The sequence below is a fragment of the Brenneria sp. L4-2C genome (assembly GCF_040240335.1).
Taxonomy (GTDB): domain Bacteria; phylum Pseudomonadota; class Gammaproteobacteria; order Enterobacterales; family Enterobacteriaceae; genus Brenneria.
The window spans coordinates 72,091-89,691 of record NZ_JBEIAC010000019.1; the positions used below are offsets into that span (position 1 = coordinate 72,091).

12 protein-coding genes, 1 rRNA gene and 1 pseudogene are annotated in these 17,601 nt (G+C 55.4%); 6 read left to right on the forward strand and 8 right to left on the reverse strand.

Annotation, left to right across the window (positions count from 1 at the left end; genetic code table 11):
* Window positions 1-38 precede the first annotated feature (38 nt).
* Together rhaR and rhaS are read right to left on the reverse strand one after the other, a co-directional pair.
* Window positions 39-896 carry an HTH-type transcriptional activator RhaR gene (gene rhaR, locus ABRZ26_RS20455; RefSeq protein WP_319605975.1) on the reverse strand — a complete coding sequence of 286 codons (858 nt, stop codon included), beginning with the start codon at window positions 894-896 and terminating at the stop codon, window positions 39-41.
* Window positions 897-999: 103 nt separating this feature from the next.
* Window positions 1,000-1,839: an HTH-type transcriptional activator RhaS gene (gene rhaS, locus ABRZ26_RS20460; protein WP_319605964.1), complete on the reverse strand. Its 840-nt coding sequence runs from the start codon at window positions 1,837-1,839 to the stop codon at window positions 1,000-1,002.
* A gap of 322 nt (window positions 1,840-2,161) precedes the next feature.
* Between rhaS and rhaB the strand changes: the two genes are divergently transcribed.
* From rhaB to ABRZ26_RS20490, 6 genes and pseudogenes are all read left to right on the forward strand, one after another.
* Window positions 2,162-3,634 (forward strand): rhamnulokinase, encoded by a 1,473-nt coding sequence (gene rhaB, locus ABRZ26_RS20465; protein ID WP_319605976.1) that lies wholly within the window; start codon window positions 2,162-2,164, stop codon window positions 3,632-3,634.
* Window positions 3,631-4,890 carry an L-rhamnose isomerase gene (gene rhaA / locus ABRZ26_RS20470; RefSeq protein WP_319605965.1) on the forward strand — a complete coding sequence of 420 codons (1,260 nt, stop codon included), beginning with the start codon at window positions 3,631-3,633 and terminating at the stop codon, window positions 4,888-4,890. Before rhaB ends, rhaA begins: the two co-directional genes overlap by 4 nt.
* 21 nt (window positions 4,891-4,911) lie before the next feature.
* Window positions 4,912-5,736 (forward strand): rhamnulose-1-phosphate aldolase, encoded by an 825-nt coding sequence (gene rhaD, locus ABRZ26_RS20475; RefSeq protein WP_319605966.1) that lies wholly within the window; start codon window positions 4,912-4,914, stop codon window positions 5,734-5,736.
* A 207-nt stretch (window positions 5,737-5,943) separates the two neighbouring features.
* A pseudogene (locus tag ABRZ26_RS20480) lies at window positions 5,944-6,045 on the forward strand (hypothetical protein); the annotation flags it as partial.
* Window positions 6,046-6,119: 74 nt separating this feature from the next.
* Entirely contained in the window at window positions 6,120-6,434 is a 315-nt protein-coding gene (gene rhaM / locus ABRZ26_RS20485; RefSeq protein ID WP_319605967.1) for an L-rhamnose mutarotase, read from the forward strand.
* Between the two features lie 429 nt (window positions 6,435-6,863).
* The gene (locus ABRZ26_RS20490; protein WP_319605968.1) at window positions 6,864-8,318 is read left to right on the forward strand and encodes a DASS family sodium-coupled anion symporter; all 1,455 of its coding nucleotides are present in this window, start codon (window positions 6,864-6,866) and stop codon (window positions 8,316-8,318) included.
* A gap of 65 nt (window positions 8,319-8,383) precedes the next feature.
* Here the strand turns inward: ABRZ26_RS20490 and foxA are convergent, their stop codons facing one another.
* The 6 genes from foxA to rrf all read right to left on the reverse strand — a co-directional run bounded on the left by foxA (window position 8,384) and on the right by rrf (window position 17,597).
* The gene (gene foxA / locus ABRZ26_RS20495; protein ID WP_319605969.1) at window positions 8,384-10,489 is read right to left on the reverse strand and encodes a ferrioxamine B receptor FoxA; all 2,106 of its coding nucleotides are present in this window, start codon (window positions 10,487-10,489) and stop codon (window positions 8,384-8,386) included.
* A 175-nt stretch (window positions 10,490-10,664) separates the two neighbouring features.
* The gene (locus ABRZ26_RS20500) at window positions 10,665-11,621 is read right to left on the reverse strand and encodes an AraC family transcriptional regulator (RefSeq protein WP_319605970.1); all 957 of its coding nucleotides are present in this window, start codon (window positions 11,619-11,621) and stop codon (window positions 10,665-10,667) included.
* 276 nt (window positions 11,622-11,897) lie between these two features.
* A complete protein-coding gene (gene metH / locus ABRZ26_RS20505) occupies window positions 11,898-15,581 on the reverse strand; it encodes a methionine synthase (RefSeq protein ID WP_319605971.1) in 3,684 nt (1,227 codons plus the stop codon).
* A 228-nt stretch (window positions 15,582-15,809) separates the two neighbouring features.
* Window positions 15,810-16,739 (reverse strand): homoserine O-acetyltransferase MetA, encoded by a 930-nt coding sequence (gene metA / locus ABRZ26_RS20510; protein ID WP_319605972.1) that lies wholly within the window; start codon window positions 16,737-16,739, stop codon window positions 15,810-15,812.
* Window positions 16,740-16,878: 139 nt separating this feature from the next.
* Window positions 16,879-17,250, reverse strand: coding sequence for a YjaA family stress response protein (locus ABRZ26_RS20515; RefSeq protein ID WP_319605973.1), 372 nt, complete (start codon window positions 17,248-17,250; stop codon window positions 16,879-16,881).
* 231 nt (window positions 17,251-17,481) lie between these two features.
* Window positions 17,482-17,597: ribosomal RNA gene (rrf, locus tag ABRZ26_RS20520) — 5S ribosomal RNA — on the reverse strand.
* Between the last annotated feature and the right edge of the window lie 4 nt (window positions 17,598-17,601).

The following is a 17,601-nucleotide window of genomic DNA, read 5'->3' on the forward strand; positions in this document are numbered from 1 at the left end:
ATCAGGCCGATGCGCCTGATATCGGCCGCGACCTCTCTCTATACGCTACGAGCAATCGCCTTCTCCTTGTCGCCGAACCGTTGGCGCCATAAGCGCGGCGTCATCCCCGTATCCTTGGTGAACACCACCGAAAAATAGTTACTGTCCTCGAAGCCGCAGCGCACCGCTATCTCGCTGATTAACATGTCATGGTGGCTGAGCAAATATTTAGCCTGACAGAGACGCAACTGCCGCAGATACTGACCGACGGTCATACCGGTTTGCTGACGGAATAGCTGGCGCAACGGGCGCTCCGCCGCCTGATGCTGATGGCAGAACGCTTGAAAATTGAATGAACTATTGAGACTGTTGCCCAATGCCGCGATCAACAGATCGAGCTTTTCCCCGCCTTCCGGACGCTCGGCATTGATCGGTTGATAGCGATGACGACACAGCGTAATGGCGAGATTCAGAAACAGACTTTCCAAAAAGCAGCGGGATAATTTGTCATGTTTCGCGCTTTCATGCTCTATCTGGCCGATTATCTGACGCGCCTGCGCCATACCGTGACTACTCAGCCGCCAGCGCGGATCGCTGCCCGCCGGCCGTTTACGTTGCAGCAACTCCTGCCAGTCAACGTTCAACTGCAATCGCTCAGGGCAGTAAATGATGTTGTGCAACGTCAGGTTGTTGACCGATTCGTAACGGTGACGATCTTCCGCGCGGATGTAGAACAGATCGCCGCAGGTTATCCGATAAGGCCGGTCATTCAACACGTGCAGACCATTGCCGCGCCATACCAGCACCAATTCGCAAAACTCATGCGTATGCTCCGCAAAGACGTTTTGCGGATAGCGATCCGCCACCGCCACCGGTTGGGAAGCGGACGCGAAGAAATCATCTTTTTTCAGGATCATCAGTTCAGCGGACACGGCGATGACTCACAACAGGCTGTCGAACAGCATTAATCAGACAGTATTCGCTTTTTTGCCGGAAAAAACGGTGATTCCTTTCTCATTATCAGTGTCGGCGGCCGGCCGTCATGCTCAGGCGCATCGCCTGCGGCGAGTGGGAAAACTCACGCTTGAATAAAGTGGAGAAGTGATTACTGTCGCCGAAACCGCACTGGTACGCAATGTCGGTGACGTTCGTATCGCTGTGACGCAACAGATGGCGAGCTTTCATCAGCCTCAGTCGATTGAGGTAACGCTGCGGCGTCAGGCCGGTTTGCTGCTTCAACTGTCGATGCAGCGTCCGCAATGAGAGACTGAACTGACCGGCGAGCTGTTCCCAGCATACCGTCTCGCTAAAGTGATCGTCCAACCAGGCGATAAGGTGATTCAGTCGCCCATTGTCGTCATGCGCGGCGTCGCCAAAACTGCTTTTACTCAGCAGAACCAGCAATTGCATAAACAGAATTTCGCGTTCGGCGATGGCATGCGTGCCGGCATCGTTCCCCAGCGCCTCCAGCCGATCGATAAACCGTTTAATCTGCTGCAATGTGCTTTGGTTAACCCGCCAGTGCGACGGATAGATGCCATCCTGCTCCTGCGGCAGCAATTTATCCAGTCCGGCCAGGAAATTGAAGGCGTCCGGCGCCCGATACAACACATTGGTCAGGCACAGATTTTCCGTATGCTCAAACAGGTGCCGATCATAATCGCGCACAAAGCAGATTGAACCGCCGCTCAGCGTATAGGGCTGACCATTAAAGACATGCGTTCCCGTGCCGTGTTCGACAATCACGATTTCGTAAAAGTCATGATGATGCTCCGGAAATTCAGGCTGCGGCAAACGCGGCTCAATCGCCACCGATGCGTTGCCTGACGGGAAAAAGTCGACGCTGCGTAAAACGGTCATTATCACCCCCAAAACCACCGTAACGTATGAAGAGATAGTAGATAACGATTCTCATCTATACCTTAAATTTTCGACGTCAAAACACGCAAATTCGGTTCGATTTTCAAGAACGGCCAGGAATTATTCGGAAATGCGGTCGCCGTCACAGGCGGAGATACGCGGCGTGAAGCCCTATTTTGTGAGCTATCGCCGGTTCACCTTTGTCCCTTTGCCAACCGCTCGCGGGAAATGTCAGTAGCATGAAGGCAGGCGCGGAAGGATATTTTTAGACTGATGGGCAATGATTCATCTCAGGAAACCCATTATGACTTTCCGCCCCAACGTGACCTTACGCCATAGCGTTGCCGTTGACCTTGGCGCCTCCAGCGGCCGCGTCATGCTCGCCAGTTACGACGGCGACAGTAAAGATCTGGCATTGCGCGAAATCCATCGCTTCGCGAACAGTCTGACGTCAAGCGACGGCCATGTCGCCTGGCAGATAGATGCGCTGGAAAGTGAAATTCGCCGCGGATTACAGAAAGCCTGCGACATCTGCCCCGCCATTGACAGCATCGGCATCGACACCTGGGGCGTCGACTATGTGCTGATCGATCGGGCCGGCAGGCGTATCGGCCAGCCCGTCGCCTACCGGGACAGCCGGACCGATGGCGTAATGGCCCGCGCGCAGCAGGAGATCGGCCGCGCTGAAATTTATCGCCGCAGCGGGATTCAGTTTCTGCCGTTCAATACGCTTTATCAGTTTCGCGCCTTAACCGAGCAACAGCCGGCACTGCGGGAAAAGGTCGCTCATGCGCTGCTCATCCCGGATTATTTCGCCTTCCGCCTGACGGGCGCGCTGAATTGGGAATACACCAACGCCACCACCACCCAGATGGTGAATATCAACACCGATAGTTGGGACGAACGCCTGCTCGACTGGGCGGGCGTCCCGCAGGAATGGTTCGGCGTTCCCACCCCGCCCGGCACAATCATCGGCCACTGGGTAAACCGCGCGGGCGATAAGATCCCGGTGATTTCCGTCGCCTCGCACGACACGGCCAGCGCGGTTGTCGCCGCGCCGTTGACCGACCACGCCGCCGCCTACCTCTCTTCCGGCACCTGGTCGCTGATGGGCTTTGAAAGCCCGACGCCGTACACCAGCGATAGGGCGCTGGCCGCCAACATCACGAATGAAGGCGGCGCGGAGCACCGCTATCGGGTGCTGAAAAACATTATGGGTCTGTGGCTGCTGCAACGGATCGGCAAAGAGCTGGCGGTATCCGATCCGGCGACGTTGATCCTGCGCGCGCAGCGGATCCCCGCCGGCCGTTCACTGATCAATCCCAATGACGATCGTTTTATCAATCCGGACAACATGTGTCGGGAGATCCAGACGGCATGCCGCGAAAGCCGCCAGCCAATCCCGGAAAGCGACGGCGAACTGGCGCGCTGCATTTTCGATAGTCTGGCGCTGTCGTATGCCGACGTGCTGGAAGAACTGGCCGGGCTGCGCGGCAAGCCATTCAGCGCCCTGCATATCGTCGGCGGCGGCAGCCAGAACCATTTTCTCAACCAGCTGTGCGCCGATGCCTGCGGCATTCCGGTGATTACCGGGCCGATTGAGGCCTCCACGCTGGGAAATATCGGCTGTCAGCTAATGGCGCTGGGGGACGTCGCCGATGTCGACGCATTCCGCGCCCTGATAACGAGAAATAGCGAACTCCACCACTTTTCCCCTCATTCAGATAGCGAAATTGCCCGCGTCGTCGCGCAATTTCAGCAAAACCGTCAAACACGTAAGGAGCGTTGTGCATGATCACTCATATCAATCAGGCCTGGGAACTGGCGAAGGTCCGTTTTGCCGCCGTCGGCGTCGACGCTGAGGAAGCGATGCGCCAGCTCGATCGTCTGCCCGTATCGATGCACTGCTGGCAGGGCGATGACGTCGCCGGATTCGAAAACCCGGAAGGCGACCTGAGCGGCGGTATCCAGGCCACCGGCAACTACCCCGGCAAAGCGCGCAACGCGACCGAACTGCGGGCCGACCTCGACCGGGCGCTAAGCCTGATCCCCGGACCGAAGCGTCTGAACCTGCATGCGATCTATCTGGAGGCCGACAAGCCGGTCGCACGCAATGAAATCAAACCCGAACACTTTAAAAACTGGGTGGAATGGGCCAGGGGCAACAACATGGGACTGGATTTTAACCCGACCTGTTTTTCCCACCCGCTGAGCGCGGACGGCTTTACGCTTGCGCACGGCAACGATGAAATCCGCCGATTCTGGATTGAACACTGCCAGGCCAGTCGCAAAGTTTCCGCCTATTTCGGCGAACAGCTCGGCACGCCGTCGGTGATGAACATCTGGATCCCGGACGGCATGAAAGATATTACCGTGGATCGCCTTGCTCCGCGTCAGCGCCTGCTGGCCGCGCTGGATGAGATTATCGCCGAGAAACTCAACCCGGCGCATCACATCGATGCGGTCGAGAGCAAGCTGTTCGGCATCGGCGCGGAAAGCTACACCGTCGGCTCCAATGAGTTTTACTTTGGATACGCCGCCAGCCGTCAGACCGCGTTGTGTCTGGATGCCGGCCACTTCCACCCGACGGAAGTCATCTCCGACAAAATCTCCAGCGCCATCTTGTACGTACCGCGCCTGTTGCTGCACGTCAGCCGTCCGGTTCGCTGGGACAGCGACCACGTCGTGCTGCTGGACGATGAAACCCAGGCCATCGCCAGCGAAATTATTCGTCACGATCTGTTCGACCGCGTACACATCGGCCTCGACTTCTTCGACGCCTCCATCAATCGTATCGCCGCCTGGGTTATCGGCACCCGGAATATGAAGAAAGCCCTGCTGCGCGCCCTGCTGGAGCCGACGGCGAAATTGCGCCGACTGGAACAGGAAGGCGATTACACCGCCCGCCTGGCGCTGCTGGAAGAACAAAAATCGCTGCCATGGCAGGCGGTATGGGAAATGTATTGCAATCAACATGATACGCCGGTCGATGCCCAATGGCTGGAAAGCGTACGTCGTTACGAAAAAGACACCCTGAGTCAACGCGGCTAATGCCACAAGGAAACAGAGACTATGCAGAATATCCTCAACGCCTGGTTTGTAGAAGGCATGATTAAAGCAACATCGGACGCCTGGCTGAAAGGCTGGGATGAACGCAACGGCGGCAACATTACCCTGCGTTTAAGCGCCGACGATATCGCCCCCTACCAGGCTGATTTTCATCAACAGCCGCGTTACATCGCGCTGAGCCAGCCGATGCCGGATTTGGCCGACACGCCGTTTATCGTGACCGGCTCCGGCAAGTTCTTTCGCAACGTACAGCTCGATCCCGCCGGCAATATCGGCGTCGTGCAGGTTAACGGCAGCGGCACGGGCTACCACATTTTATGGGGGCTGGAGAATGACGCGGTGCCGACGTCGGAACTGGCGTCGCACTTTCAGTCGCACTGCGTGCGGATGAAAGCCACCGACGGCAAAGATCGCGTGATCATGCATTGTCACGCCACCAACCTGATCGCCCTGACCTACGTACTGGAAAACGATCGCGATATCATCACCCGCAAACTGTGGGAAGGCAGCACCGAATGTCTGGTGGTATTCCCGGACGGCGTGGGCATTCTGCCGTGGATGGTGCCGGGTACCGATGAGATCGGCACCGCGACCGCCGGCGAGATGACAAAACACGCGCTGGTGCTGTGGCCGTTCCACGGCGTCTTCGGCAGCGGCCCGACGCTTGATGAGACATTCGGCCTGATCGATACCGCCGAAAAATCCGCCGAAGTTCTGGTGAAAGTGATTTCCATGGGCGGTATGAAACAGACCATCAGCCGGGATGAGCTGATCGCCCTCGGTAAACGTTTTGGCGTTACGCCGCTGGCAAGCGCCCTGGAGCTTTAACCGTCGGCCCGTTTACTCTCAAAAATCCTTCGCCGTTCAACAGGCGGTAGCGGCATGTCCCCCAGGCGACGGAATAACATCGCGCCTGGGGGACATGATTGCAGTGATTTTCCTGTCCATCTTCACGAGCCGACTGACGCAACGCCGAATACCGCTGGCGCTGATGCTCATCGCCGGAACGGCATTAACACGTTTAAGGAGATATCCATGAGCTTTATGTTGGCACTGCCCAAAATCAGTCTTCACGGCGCCGGCGCAATTGGCGATATAGTGCAACTGATCAAGGGGAAAAAATGGGGCAAAGCGCTGGCCGCTCCCGGCGCGCCCTGTAATCCGCGTACCGCCTCTCGTGAAGAAGTCCGCACGCTGTATCTGGAGGCATTATGATCCGCAAAGCTTTCGTCATGCAGGTAAATCCGGACGCCCATGAGGAATATCAGCGCCGCCATTCACCCATTTGGCCAGAGCTTGCAACGGCGCTGAAACAACATGGCGCTCATCGCTATGCCATTTATCTCGACGCTGAACGCCATCTGCTTTTCGCCACCGTCGAGATTGAATCCGAAGCGCGCTGGCAAGCCGTCGCCCAAACAGAAGTTTGTCAGCGCTGGTGGCGATCGATGCGTGAACTTATGCCGAGCAATCCGGATAACAGCCCGATAAGCCAGACGCTGCAAGAGGTCTTTTATCTGGAATAACGCCGCCTCTGTTTCATCAGATAACCTTCGCGACGGCGGCGCATGCCTGTCACCGTCATCCCGCCGGATGCGAAGCAGCCAAGGTGCGTCGGTGAATATCCGCAACGCGGAAAGCGTGATGTCGGTAATCGATGATGCAAAAGGAATGTTAACTTTAGTTAAATAAATATAAAACTAACTATTTGCTTGCTATTAAATGTTTCCGGATGCTTCTTAACTTAACTAAATAATTCTACTTGCATTAATGCATGGCTGACATGATTCAGTTCGCATAGTTAATTAAAGATTAATATTTATAAAAACATGCCCAAATCAATAATCCTTCTGTTTTCCTCTTACTGCAACCCCAATAGCGATATGATCTTCACGCGCTATATCTGCTGTGGACTATAGGCGAAATAACTCTTAGACATGTAGTAAGGAAAGAGGATGAAGACCAAAACGTCGTATGGCCTGAGTTGGCTCCCGTTAGTCATTATTTTGATTATCGCCGGTATTCTCTGGCAACTCACCCCACCAACAGGACTCAGCCTTGCCGCCTGGCATTCCGCCGTCATTTTCGTCGCAACCATTATCTGTATTGTGGCCAATGTACTGCCGATTGGGGCTATCGGTATTATCAGCATCACCATTTTCGCCCTGACGTATGCCGCGGGCGATACCACCGCCAGCGGTTCAATACAAACGGCGCTCAGCGATCTCAACAGTTCCCTGATCTGGCTGATCGTGGTGGCATTCATGATTGCCCGCGGCTTTATTAAAACCGGGCTTGGCCGCCGTATCGCATTACAAATGATCCGCCTGCTCGGCAAACGCACGCTTGGTCTGGCTTACGGCCTGGCCTTCGCCGATTTGGTGCTCTCCCCCGCCATGCCAAGCAATACCGCGCGCTGCGGCGGCATCATCTATCCCATTGCCGATTCGCTGTCGCGCAGTTTCGACTCGAAGCCGGACGATGCATCGCGCAGTAAAATCGGTACTTTTCTGATCACCTGTATCGGCAACGTCAACGATGTCACCGCTTCCATGTTTATGACCGCCTACACCGGCAACCTGTTGGCGATAAAGCTGGCGGCCAATGCCGGCGTCACCATCACCTGGGGAAGCTGGTTCCTGGCGGCGGTGGTGCCTTGCCTCATCTCCCTGATTCTGGTTCCGCTGCTGGTTTACTGGCTGACCAAACCAGAAATTCGGCGTACGCCGGATGCCCCTAAGCTGGCGATCGAAGAATTGCAGAAAATGGGGCCGATGAGCCGCGGCGAATGGCTGATGGGTACGACCGTGATACTGCTGTTGGTTCTGTGGATTTTTGGCGATAGCCTGGGCGTTGATGCCACCACAGCGTCCTTTGTCGGCCTCTCCTTTCTGCTGTTAACCGGCGTATTGCGCTGGGATGATATCAAAAGCGAGAAAGGCGCCTGGGATACGTTAATCTGGTTCGCCGCCTTGTTGATGATGGCGAATCAGTTGAAAAAACTGGGCTTTACCACCTGGTTCGGCGATCTGATCGGCAGCAATATCGGCCACCTGATGCAAGGCACCAGTTGGGTTCTGGTGCTGTTGATACTCAATGCCGCCTACTTCTACACCCACTATTTCTTCGCCAGCGGCAATGCGCAGATTGCCGCGTTGTTTGCAGTGTTTCTCGGCGTCGGGATTAACCTGAATATCCCGGCTGTTCCGATGGCTTTCATGCTGTCGTTCACCAGCAGCCTGTATTGCTCGCTAACGCAATATACGCACGCGCGCGGACCGATCCTGTTCGGCGCCGGCTACGTGCCGACGGCCGTATGGTGGCGAACCGGCTTTATCGTCAGTCTGCTTAATCAGGCGATCTTTATGAGCGCCGGTCTGCTGTGGTGGAAAGCGATCGGCCTGTACTGATTTTTAGTAACGGGAAAGGCCGGAGTTATCCGGCCTGTTTCGTTTTACCGCGGCAAAAGCAGGGATTAGAAGGAGTAGGACAAACTGCCGACGATACTGCGTTCGGCGCCGAAGTAGCAGAACTCCAGCGAGTTACAGGCCGCCACATAACGTTTATCCGTCAGGTTATTCACGTTCAGCTGCGCGCTCAGACCTTTCAATCCGACCTTCGACAGATCGTACCCGACCGCCATATCCACCAGCGTATAGGAAGGCAGCGTATGCGTATTGGCGCGATCGCTGGTCACGCCGTTCACGTAGCGCACCCCGGCCCCCAGCGTCAAGCCGTCCAGCGGGCCGCGATTCACATCGTAGCTGGCCCAGGCGCTGGCCTGATTACGCGGCGCGTAAACGGCGCGTTTCCCCTGTTCTTCCGTACTGCTCTTCTTGTAGCGAATATCCGTATAGGTGTAGGCGGCCTGCAGGCGCAGATTGTCGGTAATATGGCTGACCGCTTCCAGCTCCACGCCCTCCGATTCGATCTCCCCCACCGAGCGATAGGGATCGGTCGGCTGCACTTTGGTGGCGACATTCTTCTGATTAATACGGAATAGCGACATGCTGTACTGGTTTTGCGAACCTTCCGGCTGATATTTCAGCCCGGCCTCCCACTGACGGCCTTTCATCGGCTCCAGGACGTGACCATCCTCGCCGACAAAACTGGTTGGCGTGAATGCGGTGGAGTAGCTGACGTAAGGGGCAAAACCGGAGTCGAACAAATAGAGCAGCGCCGCTCGGGAGCTAAAATTATCCTTATCCAGTTCGCTGCGGTTACCCGTGCTCTTATCGATATTGGTCACTTTCACCCGATCGTGGCGCCCGCCCAGCGTGAAACGCCAGCGTTCCCAGCTCATCTGATCCTGAACGTAAATCCCCGTTTGTTGCAGCTTATGCTTCTCAATCGTTGACGGGTACATGGCCGTCGGCAAGGCGCCATAAACCGGATTGAAAGCATCAATATCCGGGAATGCGCCTGATGGCCAGTCCACGTCATTATGGCGCTGCTGGTAGTCGATGCCCACCAGCAGGCGGTGGTTCACCGCGCCGGTATCAAAGCTGCCGTCAAGCTGGTTATCCAACGTCAGCGCCGAAAGTTCTTCCCGCGAGCCGGAATAGTAGCGATAAAGCGAGTCGCCGCTGCTCCAGCCATAGGCATAGACCTGGTCCAACCGGACTTTGGTACGCAGATAGCGCAGTTTCTGGCGTACCGTCCAGCCGCTATCAAAACCGTGCTCGAAGTTGTACCCCACCATATTTTGCTTACGGTCGTACTTCTCGTAATTTTCTTCGCCCTCATAGAAGTTATTCGAGATTTTACGGCCGTTGTGCGCCACCACGGTGCCTTCATAGGGTAAACCCGAGTGGCTGCCGCCTTCCGGATCGCGGTGCAGATAGGCCATCAGCTCCAGCCGGGTTTTATCGGCAATCCGCCACGTCAGGCTGGGGGCGATGGCATAACGCTCCTCTTTCAGCGGCCCGAACTGGGTATCCGCTTTACGCACCATGCCGCCAAGACGGAAAGCGAAACGCTCGTCGTCATCCAGCGGCCCGGTGACGTCGAACGCCGCGCCGCGCTGGGCATTATTCCCGGCAAACAGTTTGATCTGCCCGCTGCGTTCAAACGACGGCTGGCGGGAATTCAGCGCCACAATCCCGCCCGGAGAAGCGCGGCCATACAGCACCGACGCCGGGCCTCTTACCACTTCAATGCTCTCCAGAAACCAGGGATCGACCACCAGAGAACTGTGGGAGTTGGTATCCCCCATCATCTTCAGTCCATCGAGATAGACGTTATCCAGGCTGCCGTCGGAAAAACCGCGCAGCACCATGTAATCGAAGCGGTTAGACGCGCCGATTTGATCGCTGAATACGCCCGGCGTGTAGCTCACGGCCTGCCGAACGTTGATCGCGCCCTGCTCCTGAATCTGGTTGCGCGTAACGATGGAAACCGCCTGCGGCGTTTCGATATCCGGCGTCGCCAGCTTGGTGGCGCCGCTTTGCGTTTGGGATGTCACCACTATCGTGTCTTCCTGGGAAGAGGACGAAGCCGTCGTATCCTGGGCAATCGCTGTTGCCGTCAATCCACTGACGACACAACCGACCGCCAGCGCCAGACGAGTTATTCTAAACATGGGAATCTCCACAGAGCCTAATCGCTATTGCAAATAAGAATTATTACTGCTTTTGATCCTGCGTTAGCTATGCGCAGTGACGGCTTGCGTATGCGCAACGCCAAAAAGGGAACTCTGTGGCAATAAGCCCGACGACAGTCGGGACAAAGAAACGTTGTTGGAATAAAAGAAAGGGCTAACAGGCGCTGCGCGCATCGCTCGGCGCAATGCCGTAACGCCGCCGGAAAGCGGTGGCGAAATTGGTGGCGTGCTGGTAGCCGGACATCCAGGCGGCCTGCTGAACGCTATACCCCTGCGCCAGATAGCGCCGCGCGAGATCCAGCCGACAGTCGCGCAAATAATCAAATACCGAGCGCCCATAAACCAGACGGAATTTGGCTCTCAGGCTGCTGGGGCTCATGGCGGCCAGCTGCGCCAGTTCGCCAAGCGTATAGTCTTTTTCAGGTTGCTGCGCCAATAGCCGGCGAACATTCTCCAGCCGGTGCTGCTCGCCGGGCGGCGACAGATGACGCGTTTCCCGCCCGCCGCGCTGGCCGAACGACAGGCCGTGACCCAGCAGTTGCAGCGTGGCGCCTTCCAGCATGAATTGGCGCGCCAGACCCGGCGGCGCTTCCAGCGAGTGCCGTAATCCCGACAGTAAATAACCGGGGATCTGCCATAAAAACGCCGGATAACCGTCGCGCCCCCATGCGCCCAACAGCGAAGACAATAGCGGCTGCTGCGCAGCGCTGTCGGGATGGACGCCAAGTGAAAGGGTACGAAGATGGTGGTCCGCCAGATGGCTGGCGTTCATCATCAGCTGATCGCCCAGCCGGGTGCTAAACGCCATACCGGATCGCACAATAAACTCTTTGCCGTCCAGGCGCAGCGTCACGCAGCCTTCCAGCACCACGAGCGTATACAGCGGGCAACGATGGAGAGACACGGACTCGTAAGGTTGGAGTACCTGCACGTTGGAGTTCGTCAGGCAAAAACCGGAAGACAATGTCATCTCTTCGATGTCTCCCTGTACGACAATCCGTTTTTCTTTGCCACGCTCACGGCTCGACGACAAGTGCGGGAAACGGTAATCGATGCCGTAACGTTCGCCGAAATCGAAGAAATCTTCAATGGAAAATCGCCGTTTTAGCATGAACTAAGAAGATCCCCTTACCCTGTTTAACGTCCGGAATTTGGCCTTCGGTTAACGAAAATAGCGCAGCAAAGCGGAAAAACCGATTTCAGCCTAATAATTATGCACATTATCATTGCTGCGCGATTGCATCAATAAGAGTGAATATCATTCTCGCCAGGAGGGAAGCGCGTCGCTACGCAAGTAAAAAACCATGCGCGCAACGCGCCTTTACTGACATAGCGACGCTGGTGGGATCAGCGATGTTTATGTCGATGACCTTGTTGAGCAGACAACTTAATCCGCGTCATAGCCCAGATTCGGCGCCAGCCAGCGCTCCACTTCGCTGACGGACAGGCCTTTACGTTTAGCGTAGTCTTCGACCTGATCGCGCTGAATCTGCGCGACGGCGAAATACTTACTGTCGGGGTGACTGAAATACCAGCCGGATACCGACGCCCCCGGCCACATGGCATAAGAGTCCGTCAGCTTCATGCCGGCGTGCTTTTCCACGTCCAGCAGTTGCCAGATCTCCGCCTTTTCCGTATGGTCCGGACAGGCCGGATATCCCGGCGCCGGGCGAATCCCCTGGTAGTTTTCACGGATCAGTTGGTCATTGCTGAGGTTTTCATTGGCCGCATAGCCCCAGTAAACCTTGCGCACGCGCTCGTGCAAATACTCGGCGAAGGCTTCAGCTAACCGATCCGATAAAGCTTTCACCATGATTTTGTTGTAATCATCATGCTTCGCTTCCCATTGCTCGGCCAACGAATCCTCCTCCAGCCCGCCGGTGACGGCGAATGCGCCAAGATAGTCCGGCTTACCGCTGGATTTAGGCGCGACGAAATCGGCCAGGCAATAGTTGGGGAAATCCGCTTTTTCCGTTTGCTGACGAAGATGATGGCTGACCAACCGCACCTCATCCCGACGCTCATTGGTATAAACCTCCACGTCGTCCCCCACCCGGTTGGCGGGAAACAGCCCCACGACGCCGCGGGGATGAAGCGCGCCGCGCGCCGACAGATCGTCCAGCATGGCATTGGCGTCGGCAAACAGGCGCTTCGCTTCGTCGCCCACCAGCTCGTCCTCCAGAATGCGCGGATATTTGCCGGCCAGCGACCAGGTCATAAAGAACGGCGTCCAGTCGATATAGTTACGCAACGTTTCAATACTGGCGGAAACCTCCTGTACGCCCAGCCGATGCGCAACCGGCGGCGTATAATCTTCCCAGTCCAGCGGCGCGGCGTTATCGCGGGCGGCTTGCAGCGTGATGGGCGGCGTTCTGGGCTTTTTGCGCCCATGCTGAATACGCACGGTTTCATATTCTTTGCGGATACGGGCGACAAAATCGTCACGCTGACTGGCGGACAGCAGCGCAGAGACAACCCCGACGGTGCGGGAAGCATTCTGTACATAGACCGTCGGGCCGCTATAGTTCTGTTCGATCTTCACGGCGGTATGCGCTTTCGATGTCGTCGCGCCGCCGATCATTAACGGCAGGGTAAAGTTCTGGCGCTCCATCTCTTTCGCCACGTTGACCATTTCATCAAGAGAAGGGGTGATCAAGCCGGACAGGCCGATGATATCCACCTTCTCTTCACGCGCGGTCTTCAGGATCCTATCCATCGGCACCATCACGCCCAGATCGATAATTTCATAGTTATTGCACTGCAATACCACGCCGACGATATTTTTACCGATGTCGTGAACGTCGCCTTTCACCGTCGCCAGCAGGATCTTGCCGGCGGTTTCGCCTTTGGCCTTGCTGGCTTCAATATAGGGTTCGAGGTAGGCGACGGCCTGTTTCATCACGCGAGCGGATTTCACCACCTGCGGCAGAAACATTTTACCGGCCCCGAACAGGTCGCCAACCACGTTCATGCCATCCATGAGCGGACCTTCAATCACTTCAATCGGGCGCGCCGATTCCAGACGCGCTTCCTCGGTGTCCAGCTCAATAAATTCCGTGATGCCTTTTACCAAAGAGTATTCCAGGCGTTTCTTCACCGGCCAGGAACGCCATTCGGCCTGGGGCTTATTGCTCTCGTCATCTGACTTGCTGCCGCGATATTTTTCCGCCAGCTCCAGCATCCGCTCGGTGGCGTCGTCACGACGGTTGAGGATCACATCCTCGACCGCATCGCGCAGTTCGGCGGGAAGATCGTCATAGATCGCCAACTGGCCGGCATTAACGATCCCCATATCCATGCCGCTGCGGATCGCATGGTAAAGGAAGACGGCATGGATCGCTTCGCGCACCATGTCATTGCCGCGGAAAGAGAATGAAACGTTAGACACGCCGCCGGAGATCATCGCATAGGGAAGCTGCCGTTTAATATCCGCGCAGGCTTCGATAAAGTCGACCGCATAATTGTTGTGCTCTTCAATCCCGGTCGCGACGGCAAAAATATTGGGGTCGAAAATAATATCTTCCGGCGGGAAACCCACTTCTTCCGTCAGAATGCGATAGGCGCGACGGCAGATCTCAATTTTACGGGCGCGGGTATCCGCCTGCCCGACCTCATCAAACGCCATCACCACCATCGCTGCGCCATAACGCCGCACCAGCTTGGCATGATGCACAAAGGCCTCAACCCCTTCCTTCATGGAAATGGAGTTAACGATCCCTTTGCCCTGGATACATTTCAGCCCTTGCTCAATGACATCCCATTTCGAGGAGTCAATCATGATCGGCACGCGGGCAATATCAGGCTCGCCGGCGATCAGATTGAGAAAACGGGCCATCACCGCTTTCGCATCCAGCATCCCTTCATCCATGTTGATATCGATGATCTGCGCGCCGTTTTCTACCTGATGGCGGGCGACGTCCAACGCTTCATTGTACTTCTCTTCTTTTATCAGCCGTTTGAAACGCGCCGATCCGGTGACGTTAGTGCGTTCGCCAACGTTAACAAATAGCGTGTCGGCATCGATGCTCAACGGCTCCAGGCCGGACAGACGGCAGGCCACCGGAATAGCCGGTAATTGACGGGGCGCCACGCCTTTGACCACCTCGGCAACGGCGGCGATATGCGCCGGCGTCGAACCGCAGCATCCTCCCACGATATTCAGAAACCCGGCGCGCGCCCATTCACCAATGTGCCGCGCCATATCATCGGCATCCAGATCGTACTCGCCAAAAGCATTCGGCAATCCCGCGTTCGGATGAGCCGACACATAGCACTCGGCAATACGGGAAAGTTCCGCTACGTATTGACGCAGTTCTTCCGGTCCCAGCGCGCAGTTCAAACCAAACGATAAAGGACGGGCATGACGCAACGAGTTGTAGAACGCTTCGGTGGTCTGCCCCGACAGCGTACGCCCGGAGGCGTCAGTGATTGTGCCGGAAATCATCACCGGCAATTCAACGCCCAATGCCTCAAACTCGGTTTCAACCGCAAAGACGGCGGCTTTGGCGTTTAAGGTATCAAAGATGGTTTCGATCATTATCAGATCGACACCACCCTCGATCAGCGCGCGGGTGGATTCCCGGTAAGCGGCGACCAGTTGATCAAAACTGATATTGCGGAAGGCGGGATCGTTCACATCCGGGGAAATAGAGGCGGTTCTATTGGTCGGGCCAAGCACGCCGGCCACATAACGCGGCTTATCCGGCGTCATCGCCGTCCACTTATCCGCGCTGGCGCGAGCCAACCGTGCCGCGGCGGTGTTAATCTCAGCCGACAACGACTCCATCCCATAATCCGCCATCGCGATAACCGTGGAGTTGAAGGTGTTGGTTTCCAGGATATCGGCCCCGGCTTCCAGATATGCGTCGTGAATAGCGGTAATGACCTGGGGTTTGGTCAGCACAAGAAGGTCGTTATTGCCTTTTACGTCGCTTGGCCAGTCGGCAAAACGCTCGCCGCGATAGTCTTCTTCCTGCAAGTGATAGCTCTGGATCATGGTTCCCATACCACCATCCAGCACCATAATGCGTTGCGCTAACTGACGGCGCAACTCGTCTACCCGATTAATCACAAATACCTCATACCAGCGGTGAATATCTCACCAATGCAAGGACCTATCCTAACATAACTTCCCCCTTCGCTAACGTCGCGCCGCATGAGGCTGTCAGGCAAACGACACATTGGCGGCGGTGAAGAAAAGCTTGTACAGCGCTCTCGCAGCACATTCGATATCGGGTCAGGATGGCCGTTAAAAATGTCAAAAACGCCGAGAACGGCGCCTTTGACAGGAAAATTAGTCTCAATCCAATGTCGGATTCATACGACGCAAATCGTAAGGCGTAATCTGGTAAACATAGTAATTCAGCCAGTTAACCAGCAGCAGATGCCCGTGACTACGCCAGGTGGCCTTGGGTACGATCTCGGGATTGTTATCAGGGAAATAATTCACTGGAATCGCCGGGTCAAGCCCACTCGACTTATCGCGAAAATATTCATTCGCCAGCGTCAATGCATCGTATTCAGGGTGGCCGGTAACAAAGGCCAGACGCTTATCCCGACTGGCAAACAGATAGGCGCCGGCCTGTTCGGACTCGACCAGAATCTCCAGGTCGGTACGACCGCGAATCACTTCGGTAGGAAAATCGGCATAACGGGAGTGCGGCGCCAGGAATGTCTCATCAAATCCCCGGGTCAATAACGCGTGAGGTTGCAGCGTATGATGAGAATAGACGCCCGACAGCTTCTCTTTGCGGGTCATTTTCGGTATGCCGTACAGAATATTCAATGCCGCCTGTACGGCCCAACAGACAAAGAGAGTGGAAGTGACGTGCTCTTTTGCCCACTCGATGACTTTTACAATCTGCGGCCAGTAAACCACGTCGCAAAAATCAACCAGCCCCAGCGGCGCGCCAGTGACGATCAAGCCATCAAAGTTTTCATCCTGGATATCATCAAAGTCGCAGTAGAAATTATTCAGATGTTCGGTCGGCGTATTCTTCGACTCACGGCTATCGATACGCAACAACTGAATATCGATCTGCAACGGGGAGTTTGATAGCAATCTCAGAAACTGGTTTTCAGTTTCAATTTTCTTCGGCATCAGGTTCAGTACCAGCACCTTCAAAGGGCGAATTTCCTGCGTTTTGGCGCGCGAGGACGTCATCACAAACACGTTCTCATTGCGCAGAAAACTTACGGCTGGTAACTCATCAGGAACCCGGATTGGCATAACCTTATATCCTCAATGCATACGTTTATACGTTTAGACTTCTAGATGCCTGAAGATAACGATTTTTAACATAAATGTCGAGCATTCACGGCCAAAGGTGAAAATGTTTCACGGTGAACAAGAGCAATGCTCACGAGATTTATCTTTTTTCTTTTGCTCTCTCAATAACCTCCGAATCGGCCAATACCCGCGGACTATCGATCACCATCAAATAAGCTTTCGGTGAACTGGCAACCGTGATTTCCTGTAGCACTCGCTCTTCTACCGGCGATAGACCGCCTTCGTTCATTTCAAGCGCATGTATAATCAGCGTATCCCGACCGAATTTGAACCAGCTCCGCTTTACCAGCCTGCGGCTTAAATCATACAGAACTTTTTGCGCGCGAAAGAAATCTGCAACCAGTAAACGCGAATTACTGAAGACCTGGCTGGCATCGCTAACCTCCTGATGGGTTTCAGGATTACGAACAATCATTTTATTTTTACGGATTTGGATATACAGGATCGACATTAATCTTCCTAATTAACTGATTTTTATGGTTTTATAAAGAAGGTGAGGAATAAAAAACGGAAAGCAGTATAGCGTAATAATCCCACATTTACGTATGAGACTTTTGGTCTGGTTATTAAGATAGTGGGCGAGGCCGTTTGAATCAATGCATGTCCGTCTCAACAACAGCCTTATTTCCCCCCAACGCAAAAAGCCCCATGCTTTCGCATGAGGCTTTTTACTTTATTTGATGCCTGGCAGTTCCCTACTCTCACATGGGGAGACCCCACACTACCATCGGCGCTACGGCGTTTCACTGCTGAGTTCGGCATGGGGTCAGGTGGGACCACCGCGCTATCGCCGCCAGGCAAA